At 72.4% G+C, this 20205-nt stretch carries 19 protein-coding genes; 12 read left to right on the top strand and 7 right to left on the bottom strand.

Features of this window, described 5'->3' with window-relative positions; genetic code table 11:
* Window positions 1-84: 84 nt before the first annotated feature.
* Window positions 85-1725 (bottom strand): phosphoglucomutase (alpha-D-glucose-1,6-bisphosphate-dependent), encoded by a 1641-nt coding sequence (pgm, locus tag ACIQJT_RS02660; protein ID WP_402639275.1) that lies wholly within the window; start codon window positions 1723-1725, stop codon window positions 85-87.
* A gap of 432 nt (window positions 1726-2157) precedes the next feature.
* The gene (locus ACIQJT_RS02655; protein WP_365455033.1) at window positions 2158-2613 is read right to left on the bottom strand and encodes an ATP-binding protein; all 456 of its coding nucleotides are present in this window, start codon (window positions 2611-2613) and stop codon (window positions 2158-2160) included.
* Window positions 2614-2776: 163 nt separating this feature from the next.
* Between ACIQJT_RS02655 and ACIQJT_RS02650 the strand changes: the two genes are divergently transcribed.
* Complete coding sequence (locus ACIQJT_RS02650; protein WP_365455030.1) at window positions 2777-3181, top strand: STAS domain-containing protein; 405 nt, start codon at window positions 2777-2779, stop codon at window positions 3179-3181.
* Window positions 3182-3231: 50 nt separating this feature from the next.
* Here ACIQJT_RS02650 and ACIQJT_RS02645 read toward each other — a convergent pair whose 3' ends face one another.
* Window positions 3232-4425, bottom strand: a complete 1194-nt coding sequence (locus tag ACIQJT_RS02645; RefSeq protein ID WP_402639272.1) for a PP2C family protein-serine/threonine phosphatase — start codon at window positions 4423-4425, stop codon at window positions 3232-3234.
* A gap of 159 nt (window positions 4426-4584) precedes the next feature.
* On the opposite strand from ACIQJT_RS02645, the gene ACIQJT_RS02640 reads away from it, so the two are divergent.
* On the top strand, window positions 4585-5346 hold the full coding sequence (locus ACIQJT_RS02640) for a ZIP family zinc transporter (protein ID WP_365455024.1): 762 nt from the start codon (window positions 4585-4587) through the stop codon (window positions 5344-5346).
* A 60-nt stretch (window positions 5347-5406) separates the two neighbouring features.
* On the top strand, window positions 5407-6141 hold the full coding sequence (locus ACIQJT_RS02635) for an SDR family NAD(P)-dependent oxidoreductase (RefSeq protein WP_402639270.1): 735 nt from the start codon (window positions 5407-5409) through the stop codon (window positions 6139-6141).
* A gap of 215 nt (window positions 6142-6356) precedes the next feature.
* Here ACIQJT_RS02635 and ACIQJT_RS02630 read toward each other — a convergent pair whose 3' ends face one another.
* On the bottom strand, window positions 6357-7331 hold the full coding sequence (locus ACIQJT_RS02630; protein WP_402639268.1) for a helix-turn-helix domain-containing protein: 975 nt from the start codon (window positions 7329-7331) through the stop codon (window positions 6357-6359).
* A 101-nt stretch (window positions 7332-7432) separates the two neighbouring features.
* Between ACIQJT_RS02630 and ACIQJT_RS02625 the strand changes: the two genes are divergently transcribed.
* Window positions 7433-8464 (top strand): saccharopine dehydrogenase family protein, encoded by a 1032-nt coding sequence (locus tag ACIQJT_RS02625; protein ID WP_402639266.1) that lies wholly within the window; start codon window positions 7433-7435, stop codon window positions 8462-8464.
* Between the two features lies 1 nt (window position 8465).
* Here ACIQJT_RS02625 and ACIQJT_RS02620 read toward each other — a convergent pair whose 3' ends face one another.
* On the bottom strand, window positions 8466-9845 hold the full coding sequence (locus ACIQJT_RS02620) for a glycoside hydrolase family 43 protein (protein WP_402639264.1): 1380 nt from the start codon (window positions 9843-9845) through the stop codon (window positions 8466-8468).
* A gap of 250 nt (window positions 9846-10095) precedes the next feature.
* Here ACIQJT_RS02620 and ACIQJT_RS02615 point away from each other — a divergent pair, with 250 nt between their 5' ends.
* The 3 genes from ACIQJT_RS02615 (at window position 10096) to ACIQJT_RS02605 (ending at window position 13370) form a co-directional block, all read left to right on the top strand.
* Window positions 10096-11514, top strand: coding sequence for an amidase (locus ACIQJT_RS02615; protein WP_402639262.1), 1419 nt, complete (start codon window positions 10096-10098; stop codon window positions 11512-11514).
* A 25-nt stretch (window positions 11515-11539) separates the two neighbouring features.
* A complete protein-coding gene (locus ACIQJT_RS02610; protein ID WP_030044637.1) occupies window positions 11540-11758 on the top strand; it encodes a hypothetical protein in 219 nt (72 codons plus the stop codon).
* 133 nt (window positions 11759-11891) lie between these two features.
* A complete protein-coding gene (locus tag ACIQJT_RS02605) occupies window positions 11892-13370 on the top strand; it encodes an SPFH domain-containing protein (RefSeq protein ID WP_365455008.1) in 1479 nt (492 codons plus the stop codon).
* A gap of 89 nt (window positions 13371-13459) precedes the next feature.
* On the opposite strand, the gene ACIQJT_RS02600 is transcribed toward ACIQJT_RS02605, so the two are convergent.
* Entirely contained in the window at window positions 13460-13876 is a 417-nt protein-coding gene (locus ACIQJT_RS02600) for a hypothetical protein (protein WP_402639259.1), read from the bottom strand.
* A 51-nt stretch (window positions 13877-13927) separates the two neighbouring features.
* Here ACIQJT_RS02600 and ACIQJT_RS02595 point away from each other — a divergent pair, with 51 nt between their 5' ends.
* Window positions 13928-14383 (top strand): type II toxin-antitoxin system PemK/MazF family toxin, encoded by a 456-nt coding sequence (locus ACIQJT_RS02595; protein WP_365455002.1) that lies wholly within the window; start codon window positions 13928-13930, stop codon window positions 14381-14383.
* A 374-nt stretch (window positions 14384-14757) separates the two neighbouring features.
* Here the strand turns inward: ACIQJT_RS02595 and ACIQJT_RS02590 are convergent, their stop codons facing one another.
* The gene (locus ACIQJT_RS02590; protein WP_402639257.1) at window positions 14758-15618 is read right to left on the bottom strand and encodes a TIGR02452 family protein; all 861 of its coding nucleotides are present in this window, start codon (window positions 15616-15618) and stop codon (window positions 14758-14760) included.
* 235 nt (window positions 15619-15853) lie between these two features.
* Between ACIQJT_RS02590 and egtA the strand changes: the two genes are divergently transcribed.
* The 4 genes from egtA to egtD are packed head-to-tail and all read left to right on the top strand — an operon-like array spanning window position 15854 to window position 20203.
* On the top strand, window positions 15854-17143 hold the full coding sequence (gene egtA / locus ACIQJT_RS02585; protein ID WP_365454996.1) for an ergothioneine biosynthesis glutamate--cysteine ligase EgtA: 1290 nt from the start codon (window positions 15854-15856) through the stop codon (window positions 17141-17143).
* Window positions 17140-18471, top strand: a complete 1332-nt coding sequence (egtB, locus tag ACIQJT_RS02580; RefSeq protein WP_402639255.1) for an ergothioneine biosynthesis protein EgtB — start codon at window positions 17140-17142, stop codon at window positions 18469-18471. Before egtA ends, egtB begins: the two co-directional genes overlap by 4 nt.
* A complete protein-coding gene (gene egtC, locus ACIQJT_RS02575; RefSeq protein WP_402639253.1) occupies window positions 18471-19244 on the top strand; it encodes an ergothioneine biosynthesis protein EgtC in 774 nt (257 codons plus the stop codon). The genes egtB and egtC overlap by 1 nt, the downstream gene beginning before the upstream one ends.
* Window positions 19241-20203 (top strand): L-histidine N(alpha)-methyltransferase, encoded by a 963-nt coding sequence (egtD, locus tag ACIQJT_RS02570; RefSeq protein ID WP_402639251.1) that lies wholly within the window; start codon window positions 19241-19243, stop codon window positions 20201-20203. The genes egtC and egtD overlap by 4 nt, the downstream gene beginning before the upstream one ends.
* Window positions 20204-20205: the final 2 nt, after the last annotated feature.

Genomic DNA, 20205 nt, shown 5'->3' with positions numbered 1-20205 from the left:
GGTGAGGGATCCGTCACAGAGAGGGCTCGGACAGGCCCGCGGCCGTGACCGGGTCACGGCCACGGGCCGGGGGCGAGCGCCGGGTCAGGCCTTCAGCGCGGACAGCACCACGGACCTGGCCTCCTCCTGGACCTGGCTCAGGTGGTCCGGGCCGAGGAAGGACTCCCCGTAGATCTTGTAGACGTCCTCGGTCCCCGAGGGGCGGGCGGCGAACCAGGCGTTGGCGGTGGCCACCTTGATGCCGCCGAGGGCGGCGCCGTTGCCCGGGGCTTCGGTGAGGACCTCGGTGACCGGCTCGCCGGCGAGGGTGTCGGCGGTGACCTGGCTCGGGGACAGCTTGGCGAGCAGGGCCTTCTCCTCGCGGGTGGCCGGGGCGTCGACGCGTGCGTAGGCGGGGGCGCCGAAGCGGTCGGTGAGCCCGGCGTAGTGCTGCGACGGGGTCTTGCCGGTGACCGCCGTGATCTCGGAGGCGAGCAGGGCCAGGATGATGCCGTCCTTGTCGGTGGTCCACACCGAGCCGTCGCGGCGCAGGAAGGACGCGCCGGCCGATTCCTCGCCGCCGAAGCCGATGCTGCCGTCGGACAGGCCGTCCACGAACCACTTGAAGCCGACGGGCACCTCGACCAGGGGCCGGCCGAGGTCCGCCGCAACCCGGTCGATCATGCTGGACGACACGAGGGTCTTGCCGATCCCGGCTCCCGAGGGCCACTGCTCGCGGTGCGAGTACAGGTACGAGATGGCCACGGCCAGGTAGTGGTTGGGGTTCATCAGGCCCGCGTCCGGTGTGACGATGCCGTGCCGGTCGGCGTCGGCGTCGTTGCCGGTGGCGATGTCGAAGCGGTCGCGCCGCTCGATGAGCGAGGCCATGGCGTACGGCGACGAGCAGTCCATGCGGATCTTGCCGTCCCAGTCCAGCGTCATGAAGCGCCAGGTGGGGTCGGTGAGCGGGTTGACCACCGTGAGGTCGAGCCGGTGCTCCTCGGCGATCCGGCCCCAGTAGGCGACCGAGGCGCCGCCGAGCGGGTCGGCGCCGATGCGCACCCCGGCGGACCGGATCGCGTCCAGGTCCAGGACGTCCGGAAGGTCGGCCACGTAGGCGCCGAGGAAGTCGTGGCGACCGGTGCCGGGGGCGGCCAGGGCGCGGCTGTACGGGATGCGCCGTACGTCCTTCAGACCACCGGCGATGATCTCGTTGGCGCGGTCCTGGATCCAGGAGGTCGCCTCGGAACCGGCGGGGCCGCCGCTCGGCGGGTTGTACTTGAAGCCGCCGTCGGCGGGCGGGTTGTGCGAGGGGGTGACGACGACCCCGTCGGCGAGCGCGGAGGTCCGCTGCCGGTTGTGGGTGAGGATGGCGTGCGAGACGGCCGGGGTGGGCGTGTAGCCGTCCGCCTGGTCGATGAGGACGGTCACGTCGTTGGCCGCGAACACCTCCAGCGCCGTGATCCGCGCGGGTTCCGACAGGGCGTGGGTGTCGGCGCCCAGGAAGAGGGGACCGTCGGTGCCCTGGGCGGCCCGGTACTCGCAGATGGCCTGGCTGGTGGCCGCGATGTGGTCCTCGTTGAAGGCCGCCACGAGGGACGAACCGCGGTGTCCCGAGGTGCCGAAGGCCACCCGCTGTCCCGGTTCGGCCGGGTCGGGGTGCAGCGTGTAGTACGCCGTGACCAGACGGGCCACGTCGATGAGGTCATCGGGCCCGGCGACCTGCCCCGCTCGCGCGTTCTGCATTTACCCGCTCCTCCGCAAGGGTCGACCGTTGGGGTACGGGCCTCATTCTCCCCCGCCGGGGTGGTGGGGACGCGCGTGGGTGCACGCTTCCGTGTGGACCGGGGCAGGCGACGGGGTCCGGGCGGCGGCCTGCCGACGAGGCGGGCGGTGGGAGTTCGAGGGCCGTCATGACGCGTGGAAGAAGAGACATGGAGCGACGGCTGCGGTGGACGACTTGGTCGCCCCGCTGACGAGATCGAGCCACAGCGTCCCGGGCTGTTCCGGGGGCGGTGCGGGGGGCCGGCCGCAACCGTCGACGACGTCATGGGCCTGAAGGCCGTCGACGTACGCGACAAGGCGGCCGTCCTGCGTTGCGGACCCACCGGGTGACGTACGACCGGGGTGCGACGCCGCGCCCGGCCCACCCGCGGGCGAGGTGCGCCGGAGGCGGCTTCAGCAGAGGCCGGCCAGGGCGATGCGGGCGGTGATGCGCTTGCCGGGTGCCAGCCGCTGGATGTCGAGCTCCTCGGTGACGGCCCGGACGATCTCCAGGCCGTGCCTGCCGACGCGGTCCGGGTCGGTGGGGTGCGCCGCGGGCAGGGCGGGGTTGCTGTCCTCGACGACGACCTCCACACCCGCGCCGGTGACGCGCAGCTCCATGCGGACGGGTCCGGGGGCGTACTTGAGGGCGTTGGTGACCAGCTCGCTCACGATGAGCTGGACCGTCCCCACGGTGCTCGCGGAGACGCCCAGGCCTTGCCTGTCCCGGAGCCGGGAGAGGAAGTCGGCGGCGTGCCGCCGGGCCCGCGCGATGCACCCCTCGTCCCCGGTCAGCGCGAAGCCGGCCCGCCTCGGGTGGGCAGCGTGCTCCGTACAGTCCCCGTCCTCGGATGGCGAACCCACCAGCATCAGCCCTGTCCTCCTCGTCTCCGCGCGAGTGCCCGCCGGGTCCATTGCTATTCCCGCCCGAGGCCATGTTCGAACAGAGTCGGTCTGGTGCAACCAGGGGGCCTGGTGCGGCACAATCATCCGCTGACGCTGCCCCCCGCAGCCCCATCTCAGGTGAGGAACGGTGACCGACATATCACCCACAGGACGACCAGAACGGCTGTCCGTCGCGCACTCCACTGTCGACGGCATCCGTGTGGTGACGCTGCGCGGGGACATCGACCACGATGTCAAGGACGTGCTGGCGACCGCACTGCTGCCCCAGGACCTCGACGACGACGGTCCGCCACCGCGTGTCGTGGCGGACCTCAGCGGGGTGACCTTCCTGGACTCCACCGGCATCAACGTCTTCGTCCACGTCCACCACCAGGTCGGCGCGGCCGGGGGATGGCTGCGTCTGGCCGCCGCGCAGGAGCCGGTGATGCGGGTCGTCCAACTCGTCGGCCTGGACTCCGTCATCCCCTGCCGTCCCACGCTGGAGCAGGCACTCGACCCGGGCACGGACACGGAGGTCCTTCGCCGACCGTAGGCGGCGAGGAACCATGCGAGGCGTCCCGCCGATCTCTCCCCGCCCCGGGGTCAGCCCGCTGACCCCGGGGCGGCTTCGGCGGCCCGGCCGCGATCGCCGTGCCAGTCCAGGACCATGACCGTGGCGTCGTCCCTGAGGCTGCCGTGGCAGGCGTCGAGCACCGCCCCGGTCAGGGCCCGGACGGCTTCCCGCGGATGCAGGGCGGCGGTGTCATGGATGACGGAGGTCAGGTCGGCCGTCGCGGCACCGCGTTCCAGCATCCCGTCGGTGAGCAGGATCAGCCGGTCCCCGGGCCGCAGTTGCAGTTCCTGGAGCCGGTAGGAGCCGGGCGCCACCACGCCGAAGGGCAGGTTGACCGCGAGCCTGACCTCTTCGACGGTGCCGTCGCGCAGCCGCAGCGGCCAGGGGTGGCCGGCGTTGACCAGTTCGCACAGCCCCGTCCCCAGGTCGACGCAGAGCAACTGCCCGGTGGCCAGTCCGCGGCTGTGGGTCAGCAGGGCCTGGTGGGCGCGGTCGGCCTGGCGGAGGGCGTCACAGCCGCTGCGGCGCGCCTGCCGCAGCGCGCCGACCAGCAGGGTGGCCAGCAGCGCGGAGTTGGTGTCGTGGCCCATCGCGTCGGTGATCGACAGATGCAGGGTGTCGCGTTCGAGGGTGTAGTCGTAGGTGTCCCCGCCGATGTCGTCCGCCGGCACCAGCCCGGCGGCGAGGGTGAACTGGGCCGCCTCGCAGCAGGGCGCCGAGGGAAGGAGCTGGTGCTGGATCTCCGCTGCCAGGCTGGTCTCGGTGGTGCGCCGGCCCAGGTGGTACAGGTCGGTGAAGCGTCCGTCCGTGACGATGATGTACGCCAGCGCGTGGGCCGCGTCACGGACCTGCCCGAGGACGGTGTCGTCGGCGGCCTGCAAGGTCACCTCCAGGACGCCGAGGCAGTCGCCGCGGTTGGTGACCGGGGTGATGACGCGCATCCCGCCCTGGCCGTCCGCTTCCGTGTGCTGGCGCTGGCTGCGCAGTACGCGGTCGTAGACGCTGCCGTGCAGGTCGATCGGCCCGGCATGCTCCGCGGCGTCGGAGTCGGCCGCGGTGAGCCGTACCAGCCGCTGCCCGATGAGGTCGACGAAGAGGAACGACACGCGCTCCGCGCCGAGCCTCTTCTGCAGGTCGCGTGCCACCACGTCCACGGACTCACTGGGCGGGGCCGCTTCCGCAGCGGCCAGCAGCTCGCCCAGTTCCAGATCTCCACCCTCCACAGCAACCTCCCATCGGTTGCCGCAACTTCTTCCCCGCATCTGCGCAGCATCACCTGATTCGGCCGTCTTGCCTGGTCAAACACGTGGCCGAGAGCGCTCAGAGCTCAGCGGACGGGCGGAACGTGTTGATCCACATCCATCCCGGGTAGACGCGTCGGCATGGCTGAAGTGGTACAGGCTGGGCTGTGGGGGCTGGTGGCGGGCTCGGCGCTGCTGCTCGGTGCCGCGCTGGGGTACGGCGTGCGGGTGCCGCAGAAGGTGATCGCGACCGTGATGGCCTTCGGCGCCGGGGTGCTGTTGTCGGCGGTCTCCTTCGAACTGGTCGGGGAGGCGTACGACCAGGCCGGACTCGCTCCCGCGGCCCTCGGCACCCTGATCGGCGCCGTGGCCTACACGGCGGGCAACGTGTGGCTGGCCCGCCGGGGTGCCCGGCACCGCAAGCGCTCCGGTCACCGGCAGTCGGCGGCACAGCCCTCGGAGGCCCAGCAGGGCGGATCCGGGACGGCACTCGCGCTCGGCGCCCTGCTCGACGGCGTGCCGGAGTCCGCGGTGATCGGCGTCAGCCTGCTCGACGGCGGCGCGGTCAGCCTGGTGACCGTGGCGGCGGTGTTCATCAGCAACGTGCCCGAGGGGCTGTCCAGTTCGGCCGGGATGAAGAAGGCAGGCCGCACCAAGAGGTACGTCTTCGGTGTGTGGGCCGCGATCGCCGCCGCGAGCACCGTGTCGGCCGTCCTCGGCTACACGGTGGTCGGCTCCTTCTCCCCCGCCCTGATCGCCACGGTGACCGCCGTGGCGGCGGGTGCGATCCTCGCCATGATCGCCGACACGATGATCCCCGAGGCGTTCGAGGACGCCCACCTGGCCATCGGCCTGATCACCGTGAGCGGCTTCCTGGTCTCCTTCGCCCTCTCGCACGCCTGACCGGCCGGACGGCGAAGGGGTTCACTTGAGGGAGTCGATCGATCGGGAGGCGGTGCGGTCTTGAGCCGGATTCTGGTGACCGGGTCCGCGGACGGACTCGGACGTGCCGCGGCGGACGCGTTCCTGTCCGCGGGACACGACGTCGTCGTGCACGCGCGCAACCGGCAGCGGGCGGCGGCCCTCGACGCCCTGGCCGCTCGCGGGGCCCACGTCGTGGTGGGTGACTTCGTGGAACGCGACGCCGTACGGCGGATCGCGGCCGGGCTCAGTGACGCGGAGCCGCTCGACGCGGTCGTCCACAACGCCGGGGTGTGGAGCGGTCCGGCCGTGATGCCGGTCAACGTCGTCGCGCCGTACCTGCTCACCGCCCTGCTCCCCGGGCCCCGCCGGCTGGTGTACCTGAGCAGCGGCTCGCACTTCGGTGGGCGCCCCTCCCTCACCGGGGTGGACTGGCGGGGAGGGAGCGCCGGGTCGTACGCCGACAGCAAGCTGTTCGTCACCGCGCTCGCGGCGGCGGTGGCCCGGCTGCGCCCCGGTGTGCTGAGCAATGCCGTGGATCCCGGTTGGGTGCCCACGAAGATGGGCGGACCGAACGCTCCGGACGATCTGGAGCTCGGTCACCGGACCCAGGAGTGGCTCGCGACGAGCGACGAGCCGGCTGCGCTGACCACGGGCGGGTACTGGTACCACCAGCAGACACAGGACCCGCATCCCGCCGTGCACGACGAGGAGTTCCAGGACCGTCTGCTGGAAGCGCTGGCGGAGGAGACGGGGACGGCTCTGGAGGGCCGCTGACACGGGCGACGCGCCCTTGTGCAACCGCCGAGCGGCATCGGCGGGAGGTGGATCGGGCGGCGCCCTGGGACGGGGGGCTTCGATCCGGATGCCGCTGGTTCCTGGTGGACGAGGTCATCGAGCGGCGGGGCGGCCGTTCCGCGGGGTGCGTGCGCCGCCGGCGTTGTCGGCGCCGACGGTCCGGATGCCGTGTCTCACTCCCGTGAACGGCCCTGTCACCCCTGGCCGGTGACCGAGTCAGGCAGAGGACGGGGCCGGGAGCGGAAGGTGCGGCGGTAGGTGTCCGGGGGGACGCCGAGGGTGCGGTGGAAGTGGCGGCGCAGTGTGGTGGCCGTGCCCATGCCGGTGGCCGCCGCGATGGTGTCGATGCTCTCGTCGGTGTTCTCCAGCAACTCCTGGGCGCGGCGCAGCCGTTGGGCCAGCAGCCACTGCAAGGGGGTGGTGCCGGTCGCCGCGTGGAAGTGGCGGCCCAGATGGCGTGCGCTCATCCGGGCGTGGCGGGCGAGGTCCGCCACGGTCAGCGGCTGGTCGAGCCGCTCGATGATCCAGGGGAGCAGGGCGGCGAGCGGGTGGTCGTCCCGGGCGGGTACCGGAGCGGTGACGAACTGGGCCTGGCCACCGGCCCGGTGCGGTGGTACGACGAGGCGGCGGGCGACCGTGTTGGCGATCGACGAGCCGTGGTCGAGGCGGACGAGGTGCAGGCACAGGTCGAGCGCGGCTGCCTTGCCCGCGGAGGTGAGCACGCTGCCGTTGTCCACGTACAGGACGTCCGGGTCGACCTCCACCTCGGGGTAGCGGGCGGCCAGGACGTCGGTGTGCGCCCAATGGGTGGTGGCCCGCCTGCCGTTCAGCAGGCCCGCGGCCGCCAGCACGAACGCGCCCGTGCACAGGGAGACCACGCGAGCACCCGCGTCGTGGGCCGCGCGTACCGCGTCCACCAGTTCGGCGGGCGGCGCCACGTCGATGTCGGCCCAGCCGGGGACGATCACGGTGTCGGCGTCCCGGAGCCGGTCCAGGCCGTGGTCGGGCTCCAGCCGGAACCGGCCGAAGCGGACCGGGCCCGGTCCGCAGACCGAGATGTCGTACCAGGGGACGGTGACCGCGTCCGGGGCGGAGCCGAAGACCTCGTGGGCCACGGACAGTTCGAAGTGCAGCATCCCTTCGGTGACGGCCAACGCGACAGTTCCCATGTCCGTAATTGTACGGGAGATGTCGTTCCGGACACTCACGGTCGCGCCCTCCAGCACGCGAGGATCGTCGTCGTTGATCGATTCCGGCACGGGGAGAAGGCATGGCGACGGGGCAGACGGTGACGGTGTACGGGGCGTACGGGCACACCGGCCGGTTCGTGGTGGCACACCTGCGGGAGCGCGGATTCGTTCCGGTCCTGTCCGGGCGCGACGCCCACAAGCTGAAGGCTCTGGCGGACGAGCACCCCGGACTCGAGGTCCGTCCCGCCGCGGTCGACGACCCGGCCGCGCTCGATCACGCCCTGGCCGGTGCGGCAGCCGTCGTGAACTCCGCCGGGCCCTTCGCCACGACGGCCGCCCCGGTGATCGAGGCGGCCCTGCGGGCCCGGATCCCCTACGTCGACGTGGCTGCCGAGATCGAGGCCAACGCCGACACGTTCGCGCGGTTCGCGGACCGGGCGCGCGCGGAGGGGGCGGCGATCGTGCCGGCGATGGCCTTCTTCGGCGGCCTCGGCGACCTGATGGCCACCGCGACGATGGGCGACTGGACCGAGGCGGACGAGGCGCACATCGCGTACGGCCTCAGCGACTGGGCCCCCACGGACGGAACACGCGCCGCGGGCAGGGTCTCCGCCGAGCGGCGAGACGGCCGCCGTGTCCGCTTCACGAAGGGGCGACTGGAGTACCACAGCGACGACCCGCCCACCCTGCGGTGGCCCTTCCCGGACCCGTTGGGGGCACGGGACGTCATCGGCGAGTTCACCATGGCCGACGTCGTCACCCTCCCCAGTCATCTCTCCGTCCCCGAAGTGCGCACGTACATGACCGCCGAAGCGGCCAGGGGCGTGTCGTCCCCGGCCACACCGGCTCCCGCCGCGGTCGACGAACAGGGGCGCTCCGCACAGACCTTCCTCGTCGACGTCGTCGTACGCCGGGGCGGCACCGAACGGCGCGCCGTGGCCCGCGGCCAGGACATCTACGCCGTCACCGCGCCGCTCGCGGTCGAAGCGGTCCACCGCCTCCTCACGGGCCGGACCAGGACGGTGGGCGTCGCCTCCGCCGGTGCGATGTTCGAAGCGCCCGGCTTCCTCCGCGCGCTGTCCCCGCACATCACGGTGGAGCCGACTCCGTAGCTCAGCCCCAGGCAGCCACCGGCACGAACGAGCTGTCCTGTCGGAACAGCTCCGTCCCCGTCGTCCGCTCCACCCGGAGCTGGTAGTTGTAGTGGCGCAGGTAATAGCCGGGATAGTTGTACGACTCCCAGCGGATCGCGCCCGAGGACGAACCCGTGCGGGCGATGAACGTCGCGTCCTTGGCGAAGGTCGACGTGCCGTCGTTGACGTCGAAACGACCGCGGAAGTCCCAGTGGCGCAGGTACTTGCCGGAGGAGTCGCGGAAGGAGTAGGCGTTGGCGTCGGCGAGGCCCGCGACGACCGTGAAGGTGGCGGCAGTCTTCTCGGCGGCGGTGCTGGAGCCGGACACCACCGGGAGGTTGAGCAGTGAGGACTGCGCCTGCCAGTACCGGGACGGGTAGTTGGCGGACTGGAAGGAGCGGGTGACGTTCCTCGCGAGCGAGGGGCCGCCGGACACCGTCTCCTTGACGACCGTGAAGTGGCGCGCGGTGCCGGAGACCACCGGCAGCGCGGCCGGCGCGGACCAGGTCGCGAAGGAGTCGTAGCTGTCGCTGTAGTAGTAGTTGCCGTCGCCGTAGCCGTCGAAGAAGATCCGCCAGCCGCCGTTGTCGAGCTGGATCACGGACGGGCCCTCGCGGTAGCTGCCCCAACCCGCCCAGTCGCCGGTCCTGGAGATCGTGTAGGGGCCGGTCAGGGACGACGCCGTCGCGTACTCGATGTACTTGGTCGTCTCGTTCTTCGTGAAGGCGTGGTACGTCGAGCCGGTCCGCACGAGGTACGTGTCGATGTGGTTCGCGCCGATCCCGGCCAGGGCGACGGGTGAACTCCACGCCGTCAGAGCCGAGTTGGTCGCCTTCAGGCGGTAGGGGGTGAAGATCCACTCGTTGCCGGCGACCGAGCAGGACACGATGACGTTCACACTGCCGTCGCTGTCGACGAACCACTCCGGCGCCCAGGCGCGGGAGAGGTCGGCGATCGGGACCGGACAGTCATACAGGAAGGTCCAGTTGACCCGGTCGGAGCTGCGGGCGAAGCCGATCGTGGTGCTGACGTCCTGCCAGGTGTGGGTCGTGTACGTGAGGTAGTACCAGCCGTCGGTGTGCTTGAGGACGCTCGCGTCGCGGATCCTGTTGCCGGGCGGGGTGTAGGCGGAGGACTTGAGCAGCCGGAAGTCCGTGGCGTCGTCGGACTGGTAGACGTTCACGGTGCCGTCGTTGCTGTTGAGGAACGGCACGATCGTGTAGCGGGTCGCGGAACCGCCCGGCGGGGCGGCGGCGAGGGCCGCGCCGGGCAGTTCGCCCAGCAGGACGGCGGAGGCGGGCAGGGCCGCCATCGCGCGCAGCAGGGTGCGACGGGACGGCGTGGGGGGTCGTGAGGTCACGGCGGCTCTCCCTGGGGCAAGGACACGGACAACGCGGCTCCGCTTGTCCGAAATACCGAACGAGGTTCGGGAAGTCGATCAGAAGGTAAGGCTGTGACCTGCACGCGTCAATGCTTTGCGCAGGACCTCGTGAGCACCGCGAGGCGGCTGTGGTGTGCGCCCGAACCGCCACTGCCGCCAGGGTCGTTCCAGCGAAGCGCTTTCCGGGGTTACCGTGCGGTAGGCAAACGTCGTACCGAAGGTGGACCGTATGACGCACGACCGCTCCGCGGGTCTGACGGAGACCGCCCGTGCGCTGGCCGACGGCACGATCACCTCCGCGGCGCTCGTCGAGCGGACCCTCGCGCGGATCCACGGCAGCCAGGGCACCCTCAACGCCTTCCGGATCGTACGGGCCGAAGCCGCCCTCGCCGAGGCCGCGGACGCGGACGCCCAACTGGCCGCCGGAGTACGCAGACCGCTGCTCGGCGTGCCGGTCGCCGTCAAGGACGACATGGACGTGGCCGGTGAGCCGACCGCGTTCGGCTGCGCGGGCGAGTTCCCGGCCGCCGCCAGGGACGGCGAGGCGGTACGACGGCTGCGCGCGGCCGGGGCCGTGATCGTCGGGAAGACCAACACCTGCGAGTTCGGGCAGTGGCCGTTCACCGAGGGACCGGCCTTCGGCGCGACCCGCAACCCGTGGAGCCCGGAACACACACCGGGCGGCTCGTCCGGCGGGTCCGCCGCGGCCGTCGCCGCCGGTCTCGTGCCCGCCGCACTGGGCTCGGACGGGGCCGGATCGGTGCGCATCCCCGCCTCCTGGACCCACCTCGTCGGCGTCAAACCGCAGCGCGGCCGCATCTCCACCTGGCCCCGCGGCGAGTCCTTCCAGGGCATCACCGTCAACGGCACGCTCGCCCGCACGGTCGCCGACGCGGCCCTCCTCCTCGACGCGGCCGCCGGCAACCACGTGCTGGACCCGCACCGCCCGCCCGCCGTGGACGCCTCGGCGGCGGTCGGCCGGGACCCCGGCCGGCTGCGGATCGCGCTCGCCCTGAAGCCGCCGTTCACCGCGCTGCCCGCCCGGCTCCAGCCGGAGGTACGCGCACGGGTCGTCGAACTCGCCGAGAAGCTGGGCGACTTGGGGCACATCGTCGAAGAGGCGGATCCGCCGTACGGCCAGATCGGGCTCACCTTCGTCCCGCGCGCCACCGTCGGTCTCGCCGAGCGGGTGCGGGAGGCTCCCTTCCCGGCGCTCCTGGACCGCCGCACCCGGGACGCGGCCAGGCTCGGCGGACTGCTCGGCGGGGTCCCGCTCCGGGCGGCGCGGCGCGCGGAGGCGCTCCTGCACCGCCGTATCGGCAAGTTCTTCACGTCGTACGACGTCGTCCTCGCCCCGACGACGGCCGCGCCCCCGCCGCGCGTCGGGGCGATGCTGAAGCTGGGCGGGCTGGCCACCGACCGCGCGATGATCGCGGCCTGTCCGTACGCCTGGCCCTGGAACGTACTGGGGTGGCCCGGGGTCAACGTGCCCGCGGGGTTCGTCGCGGGCGGACTGCCCGTCGGCGCCCAGTTGCTCGGTCCCGCGAACAGCGAGCCGCTCCTGCTGTCGCTCGCCTCGCAGCTGGAGGCCGAACTGCGCTGGCACGAGCTCTGGCCGCATGTCCCCGCGGATTCGCCGGCCGCGTGAGCAACCCGGCCCGTACGCTGTGACCATGGACGACGCGTCGATGGTCGGGCTCATGGGGCGGGTCACCGGGACGATCGGGCCCGGGCTCGTCGGCGAGGTGATCGTCCGGGTGCGGGGCGGCGCCGAGCACTTCCTCGCCTACCCGGCCTCCGGCACCGACCGGATCGAGCGGGGCACCGTGGTGATGGTGGTCGAGTACCTGCCGCCGAGGACGGTCTACGTGCAGGCGGCGTACGACAGTTGAGCCCGTTCACGCGCAGGTGAGAGGCGCGTGCATCAAGGTTTCGACAAGGATTCGCCCGCGTCTTCACCCGGGCCGGGAACAGGCGCACACTCCCTTCGTTCGGTGCCGAAAGGGCACCATGCAAAGGGGGCGTATGCCGATGGTTGTCGGCGTCGTTGCGGGGGTGGCCGTAGGTGCCGTCGCCGTTCTGATCGGTCTGTTCAAGATGATGTGGCGGGTCGCGGAACCCAACGAGGCACTGATCATCTCCGGGTCCAAGCACAGGACCGAGGGCCTCGAGGAGGGCATGGGGTTCCGCATCGTCACGGGGCGCGGCACGCTGGTGCTGCCCGGGGTGCAGGCGGTGCGCAAGCTCTCGCTCGACCTGAACGAGACCGAACTGCAGGTGGACTGCGTGACCCACCAGGGCATCCCGCTCAAGGTGCGGGGCGTGGTCATCTTCAAGGTCGGCGACGACTTCGTGTCGATCGCCAACGCCGGTCGCCGGTTCCTCGACCAGCAGAAGCTGATGTCCGAGCGGGTGCACAACGTGTTCGCCGGCCATCTCCGTTCCATCGTCGGCGGGTTGACCGTCGAGGACATGATCCGCGACCGGGAGAAGCTCACCGGGCAGACCCGGGCCGCCTGCGGCACCGAGATGGAGAAGCTGGGGCTCATCGTCGACTCCCTGCAGATCCACGAGATCGAGGACCCGACCGGGTACATCCAGAACCTGGCGATGCCGCACGCGGCGGCCGTCCAGCGGGACGCGCGCATCGCACAGGCCGAGGCGAACCGGCTGGCCACCGAGGCCGAACAGCAGTCGTTCGCTCGGATGGCGGAGGCCACGCGGGACAGCGAGATCCTCCAGGCCGGCTACCAGGCCGAGCGGGACAAGGCGGCCGCGAAGGCGCGTCAGGCCGGTCCGCTCGCGGACGCCGGGGCCCGGCAGGAAGTCGTCGTCCAGGAGACCCGGGTCGCCGAACTCGAGGCGCACCGGCGTGAACAGCAACTCCAGGCCGACGTCCGCAAGCCGGCGGACGCCAAGGCCTACGAGAAGCGCACGCTCGCCGAGGCGGAGCGCGACGCGCGGATCTCCGCCGCCGAGGCCAAGGCGAAGGAGACCGAGCTCGCCGCGGCCGCCGAGGCCACGCGGGTCAAGACGGCCGCGGGTGCCGAGGCCGAGGCGACGAAGGCCCGCGGTACGGCCGTGGCCGCGTCGACCCGTGCGACCGGTGAGGCGGAGGCGGCCGCGGCCCAGGCCAGGGGTCTGGCCGAGGCGGAGGCCGCGAAGGCGAAGGGGCTCGCGGAGGCGGAGGCCATCAAGGCCCGTGCCGCAGCCCTCGCCGAGAACCAGGAGGCGGTCGTCGCCCAGCAACTCGCCGAGAACTGGCCGGAGATCGTCAAGGCGGGCGCGTCCGCGTTCGGCAGCGTCGACAACATGGTGGTGCTCAACGGCGCCGACGGCATGGCGGACATGCTCGCCAAGGCGCTCACGATGGGCGGCACCGGGCTGGGGCTGGCCCGTCAGCTGCTGGCGTCGATGAACCAGAACGGGCAGACGCCGGGCCCGACCTCGCTCAACGGGGTCGCCGCACCGCCGCCCGGCCAGAAGGTGCCGGTGCAGGAGTGAGGGGCGGGTGGTCCGGGGCCCTCGGTGAGGGCCCCGGATCGCCTGCGTTCGCGTGCGTGCGCTGAGGGGATCGCTCGTTCACCCCGCGTTCAGCTTGCGAGCAGCGTGACGCCCGACCCCATCAGGGCGACGACCTTCGCGATCTCCAAGGCGATGTAGACGAGGTGACCGCGCGAGCGGGGCAGACCCTCGCCGGCCAGGACGCGGTCGGAGCGGCGGTTCAACCGGGGGCGGACCACCGCGAGCTGACCGACGAGCAGGACCGTCACCGCCACGGTCCACGCGATCACCCGGGCCGGTGCGTCACCGACGGCGACCAGCACGACCACCGCGGCGGCCAGGACGCTCTCCACCAGGTTCAGGGCCCGGAAGACCAAGCGGCCGATGCCCAGGCCGACTTGGATCGTCACTCCCGGCGCGCGGAACTTCAGCGGCGCCTCCAGGAAGGAGATCGCCAGCACCATCCCGAGCCACACGAAGGTGATCGCGCCCGCCGCTTCGTCCATCCGACAGACCGTACTACTCGCCCGGTCGGGCCGACGCCATAAGGTGCCCTCGTGACTGCGTCTATCCATGACACCGACGAGAACGTCCCCGGCCGCTTCGGCGCCACCGCCACCATCGAGGCCGACCCGCGCGAGGTGGGCCGGGTGCGCACCGAGTACTCACCCGCGCGTGACGGCGACCCCGACCCCGGCGAGATCGTGTGGACCTGGGTGCCCTTCGAGGAGAACGACGGGCGCGGCAAGGACCGCCCGGTGCTCGTGGTCGCCCGGGAGGCGGCCGGCACGTTCCTCGCCGTGCAACTGTCGAGCAAGCGGCACGACGGGGACCGGGAGTGGGTCGCGATCGGCAGCGGGCCCTGGGACCGGACCGGCCGGGACTCCTGGGTGGCCGTCGACCGCGTCCTGCGCCTCCACGAGGAGGGCATGCGCCGGGAGGCGTGCGCACTGGACCGCGGGCGGTTCAACCTGGTCAGGCAGCGGCTGCACGAGCGGTACGGCTGGACCTGACGGCGATCCCCCTCCGAACCGGGAACACCCCCCGCCGACTGGCCCTGCGGATACGGAAACCCGGCCGGGAACATCGTCCACCGACCGGCGGACACGGGAGCCCGGCCGGGAGCATCGTCCGACGGCCGGCGGACACACAAGCCCGGCAGGCAAGCCAACCGGACCGCCAACCCCCTCGGACCGCGAACCCCCCGCCAGGAACACCACCCGACAGGCGACCCATCGAAGGTCGGCCCCCCACCAGGAGCGGGCCCTCGGACCCGACCCACCCCGAGCCCGCCCCTCGAAGCCCGATCGGGACCGGGACCGGGGCCTAACCATGAAAGCCGACCTCGACCGGCACCTAACCCCTGAAAGCCCGCCCCCACCGACCCCTAACCCCTGGAAAGCAGACCCCCCACCGGAAACGCCCGCTCGAACGCCCCCCGCACCACCGCCCCCCGCGTCCGGTCCAGCACCCCGAACACCACGTGCTCGAAGGCGCCGGCAAACCGGCCGTCGGGTCCGAGGAGGGTGCGGAACGCGCCCGCCACCTGCGCGGGGTCGTTCTGGAAGACACCGCAGCCCCAGGCGCCGAGCACCAGTCGCCGGTAGCCCTCCGTCACGGCCACCGACAGCACCTGCTCGGCGCGCGTCGCGAGGGCCCGCGGCAGCTCGGCGGCCCGCTCGGGCGCCGTGCGCCGCACCACCCCGGCGTTGGGGGCGGCCGCCGTCAGGAACCCCACGGGGTACGCCGACTCCAGCAGCCGGCCGCGATCGTCGCGGAACACCGGTACGGCCGGCGAGTGGATCACCCGGTCCGTGTAGAACGGGTCGCGGTGGGCCCGGTGGTGGTCGTAGAACTCGCGGGCCCGGAGCTGGCAGGTGTACAGCGCGGAGGCCCGGCACAGGGCCTCTTCCTGGGCCTGGGCGCCGTTCAGATAGCCGCCGCCCGGATTGCGCGCCGAGGCGAAGTTCAGCACGGCCGTCCGGCCGCCGAGCCGACGGGCCGCCTCCAGACTGCTCTCCCCCGTGACCTCGACGACGGTGACCGCGCCGACCGCGACCTCGCCGACCGTGTCCGCGACGGTGAAGGCGGGCACCTCCACGGGTCCCGGCCCGTACATCCGCGTCCCGGCGCGCGCCGCCTCGATCTCGGCGGCAATGGAGACCTCGCGGCCGTCCGGCGCGCGGTAGCGCCCCGCCGCGACGATCTCTTCCGTCTCCTGTGCGATCCCGCGCAGGCGTGCGCTCATGGCGCCACCCCCGTGAGCGCCATGACCGCACGCCGCGCGGTCTCCCCCGTCGTGCTCATGAACGCATCGTGAGCGATGCTGGTCCTGCGGTGCAACAGGGTTTCGGGGTGCCCACAGCACCCGGGAAGGAAGTGTGACCAGTCCGGAACGTACGGGTACGCCCCCTTGTGCCAAGCGCCGCGAGGGTCTTGGGTGGGACGAGTTGCCTGTCCGGGCCACCAAGGAGGATCCCGACATGTCCGACTCGGTAAGCGACTGTACGGAACCCCGTACGGCCATACCGGAGGCCGAGCTGGAAGCTCTCGTACGCGGTATCTGCTTCAAGACCGGCCCGCCCCGCCGCATCGGGGTGGAAGTGGAATGGCTCGTCCACGAGCTGCGCGACCCGCGGCTCCCCGTCACACCCGAACGACTCGCGGCGGCCTACGCCGCACTGCGGACCGTGCCCCTGAAGTCGGCGCTCACCGTCGAACCCGGCGGACAGCTGGAGCTGAGCTCGCAGCCCGCCGACTCCCTGACGGAGTGCATCGGTACCGTCTCCGCCGACCTCGCCGCCGTCCGGGCGGCCCTCGCCGAGCACGGCCTCGGCCTCGTCGGCATCGGCCACGACCCCTGGCACCCGCCCCGCAGATACCTGCGGGAACCGCGCTACGACGCCATGGAGACCTGCCTGGACCGCACCGGCCCGGCGGGCCGGGCGATGATGTGCACCTCGGCCTCCGTGCAGGTGTGCCTGGACGCGGGCCACGAGGAGCCCGGCCCCCTCGGCCTGGGACGCCGCTGGTGCCTGGCGCACCAGGTGGGCCCGGTCCTGGTGGCCGCCTTCGCCAACTCCCCGCTCGCCGGTTCCGAGCCCACCGGCTGGCTCTCGACCCGCCAGCTCCGGTGGACTCAGATCGGCAGGGGCCGGGCGGGCGGTCCGTCCCTGGACACCGACCCGCGCACCGCCTGGGCCCGGCACGTCCTGGACGCGCCGGTGATGTGCATCCGGCGGGACGACGGCCCCTGGGACGTCCCGGAGGGGCTGACCTTCCGGGAGTGGGTCAGGTCGGGGGTGCCCCGGCAGCCGACCAGGGAGGATCTCGACTACCACGTGTCGACCCTGTTCCCGCCGGTCAGGCCGCGCGGCCATCTCGAACTGCGCATGATCGACGCGCAGCCCGGCGAGGACGGCTGGATCGTCCCGCTCGCCGTGACGGCGGCGCTGTTCGACGATCCGGAGGCGGCCGAGACCGCCTACCGGGTGGTGAAGCCGCTGGCCGAGCGCACCCTGTCGATGCCCGCTCCGCACAATCCGCTGTGGACCGACGCGGCCCGCCACGGCCTGGCCGACCCCGAGCTGCACGAGGCCGCGATCGCGTGCTTCTCGACGGCCCTGGAGGCGCTGCCCCGACTGGGCGCGACACCCGAGGTCACCGCCGCTGTCGAAACGTATCTGCACCGCTATGTGATCCGGGGCCGCTGCCCCGCAGACGACCTGCTGGACCGGACGCACGGTTCGCTCGGGAAGGAAAGCCGCACATGACCGACTCCACCGCCGACCTGTCCGTCGATCCCAAGGCCTTCCGCGAGCGGGCGGTGACCACCCTGGTCACCGCCCGGGACCGCACGACACTCCTCACGAGCTGCGTCGAGGACCCCGACCTGACCGCCCAGCACTCGCCGCTGATGTCGCCGCTCGTGTGGGACCTCGCCCACATCGGCAACCAGGAGGAGCAGTGGCTGCTGCGGACCGTCGCCGGGCAGGAGGCGATACGGCCCGAGATCGACGGCATCTACGACGCCTTCGAGCACCCGCGCTCCGAACGCCCCACCCTGCCCCTGCTCTCGCCCGCCGAGTCCCGGCGCTACGCGGCGGAGGTACGCGGACGGGTCCTGGACGTCCTGGAGGGCGCCGCCCTGCACGGGACGCGGCTCACCGAGGCCGGGTTCGCCTTCGGGATGATCGCGCAGCACGAACAGCAGCACGACGAGACCATGCTGATCACCCATCAGCTCCGCAAGGGCCCCGCCGCCCTGACCGCCCCGGACCCGGCACCGGCCCCGCTGTTCACCGGCCCGGCCGAAGTCCTGGTCCCCGGCGGCCCGTTCACCATGGGCACCTCCGACGAGCCGTGGGCGCTGGACAACGAACGCCCCGCGCACCGGCGCGAGGTGGACGCCTTCTACATCGACACGACCCCGGTGACGAACGCCGAGTTCCAGGCGTTCATCGACGACGGCGGCTACGACGACGAGCGCTGGTGGGCCCCGGCGGGCTGGGCGCACATCCGCGCCCACTCCATCCACGCCCCGCTGTTCTGGAAGCGCGACGGCAGGCAGTGGCTGCGCAGGCGCTTCGGCGTCACCGAGGTCGTACCGCCCGACGAGCCGGTGGTCCACGTGTGCTGGTACGAGGCCGACGCCTACGCCCGCTGGGCCGGACGGCGGCTGCCGACCGAGGCGGAGTGGGAGAAGGCGGCCCGCCACGACCCGGCCGGCGACCGCTCGATGCGCTACCCGTGGGGCGACGCCGACCCGGCGCCCGAGCACGCCAACCTGGGCCAGCGCCATCTGCGCCCCGCCCCCGCCGGAAGCTACCCGGAGGGCGAGTCACCGCTCGGCGTACGGCAGTTGATCGGTGACGTGTGGGAGTGGACGGCGAGCGACTTCGAGCCCTACCCCGGCTTCCAGGCGTTCCCGTACAAGGAGTACTCGGAGGTGTTCTTCGGCCCCGACCACAAGGTGCTGCGCGGCGGATCGTTCGCCGTGGACGCGGTGGCCTGCCGGGGCACGTTCCGCAACTGGGACTACCCGATCCGGCGGCAGATCTTCTCCGGCTTCCGCACGGCCCGTTCCGCGGGAGCCGTCTGATGTGCCGTCACCTCGCCTATCTGGGCCCCGAGCAGCCGCTCGGCCGGCTCCTCGTGGAGCCGGAGCACGGTCTGTACCGGCAGTCGTGGGCACCGCGCCGGCAGCGGTACGGCACCGTCAACGCCGATGGTTTCGGGGTCGGCTGGTACGCCGAGGACGACCCCGTCCCCGCCCGCTACCGGCGTGCCGGGCCCATCTGGGCCGACCTCTCCTTCGCGGATCTCGCCCGGGTCGTGCGGAGCACGGCGGTCCTGGCCGCCGTACGGGACGCGACCCTGGCGGGAGCCGACGCCGAGGCCGCCGCGGCGCCCTACGCCTCCGGGCCCTGGCTGTTCAGCCACAACGGCGCGGTCAGGGGCTGGCCGGACTCCCTGGCCCCGCTGACCGCCTCGCTGCCACCGGCGGAGCTGCTGTCGATGGAGGCCCGCAACGACTCGGCGTTCGTGTGGGCCCTGGTCCTCGACCGGCTGCACGGCGGCGACGACCAGGGCCAGGCGTTGTCCGACACCGTCCTGGAGGTCGCGGAGGCGGCCCCCGGGTCCCGGCTCAACCTGCTGCTGACCGACGGCGAGACCATCGCCGCGACCGCCTGGGGCGACACCCTCTGGTACCTGCAACGCCCGGGCCTCGGAACGGTCGTGGCCTCCGAGCCGTACGACGACGATCCGCACTGGCAGGAGGCTCCCGACCGCACGCTGCTCACGGCGAGCCGCACCGACGTCCTGCTGACACCCCTCAAGTCCCTGGAAGCACTCGAGGAGCCCCGCACGTGAGTCCGTTCCTGCTGACCCGCACCCTGCCCGAGGACGCCACCGAGGCCGCGCTGCGCGCCGATGTCCTCAAGGGCCTGACGCACACGCCCAAGACGCTGCCGCCGAAGTGGTTCTACGACGCCCACGGCAGCGAACTCTTCGAGCGGATCACCGAGTTGCCCGAGTACTACCCGACCCGCGCCGAACGGGAGATCCTCGTCGCGCGCTCCGGCGAGATCGCCGCGGCGACCGGCGCCCGCACCCTGGTCGAGCTGGGTTCCGGCTCCTCGGAGAAGACCCGGTACCTGCTGGACGCGCTGACGGGGCTGCACACCTACGTGCCGGTCGACGTGAGCGAGAGCGCCCTGACCCAGGCCGGGCACGCCCTCATCGCCCAGCGGCCGGAGCTGAGCGTGCACGCGCTGATCGCCGACTTCACGGGCGGTCTGTCCCTGCCGGGGACGCCGGGACCGCGTCTGGTGGCCTTCCTCGGCGGCACGATCGGCAACCTGCTGCCGGTCGAGCGCGCCGCGTTCCTGTCCTCCGTCCGTTCGCTGCTCTCCCCCGGTGACGCGCTGCTGCTCGGCACGGACCTCGTCAAGGACGAGAACGTGCTGGTCAGGGCGTACGACGACGCGGCCGGGGTGACGGCCGCGTTCAACAAGAACGTCCTGACCGTCGTCAACCGGGAGCTGGGCGCCGACTTCGATCCCGGCGCCTTCGACCACGTGGCGCTGTGGGACGCCGAGAACGAGTGGATCGAGATGCGCCTGCGCTCGCGCAGGGACCAGACCGTGAAGGTCCCGGCGCTCGACCTGGCCGTCGACTTCGCGGCGGAAGAGGAGTTGCACACGGAGATCTCCGCGAAGCTCCGCAAGGAGGGCGTGCGCAGTGAACTCTCCGCCGCCGGGCTGGAGTTGGCGCACTGGTGGACGGACGGCGAGGGCCGGTTCGCGCTGTCGCTGAGCGTGGTCCGGTAGCG

Origin of the sequence: Streptomyces sp. NPDC091972 (assembly GCF_044756385.1) — a bacterium.
In the GTDB taxonomy this organism is placed as follows: domain Bacteria; phylum Actinomycetota; class Actinomycetes; order Streptomycetales; family Streptomycetaceae; genus Streptomyces.
Note: the sequence above shows the minus strand (reverse complement) of the source record. Positions and strands in the feature narration are given on the sequence as shown.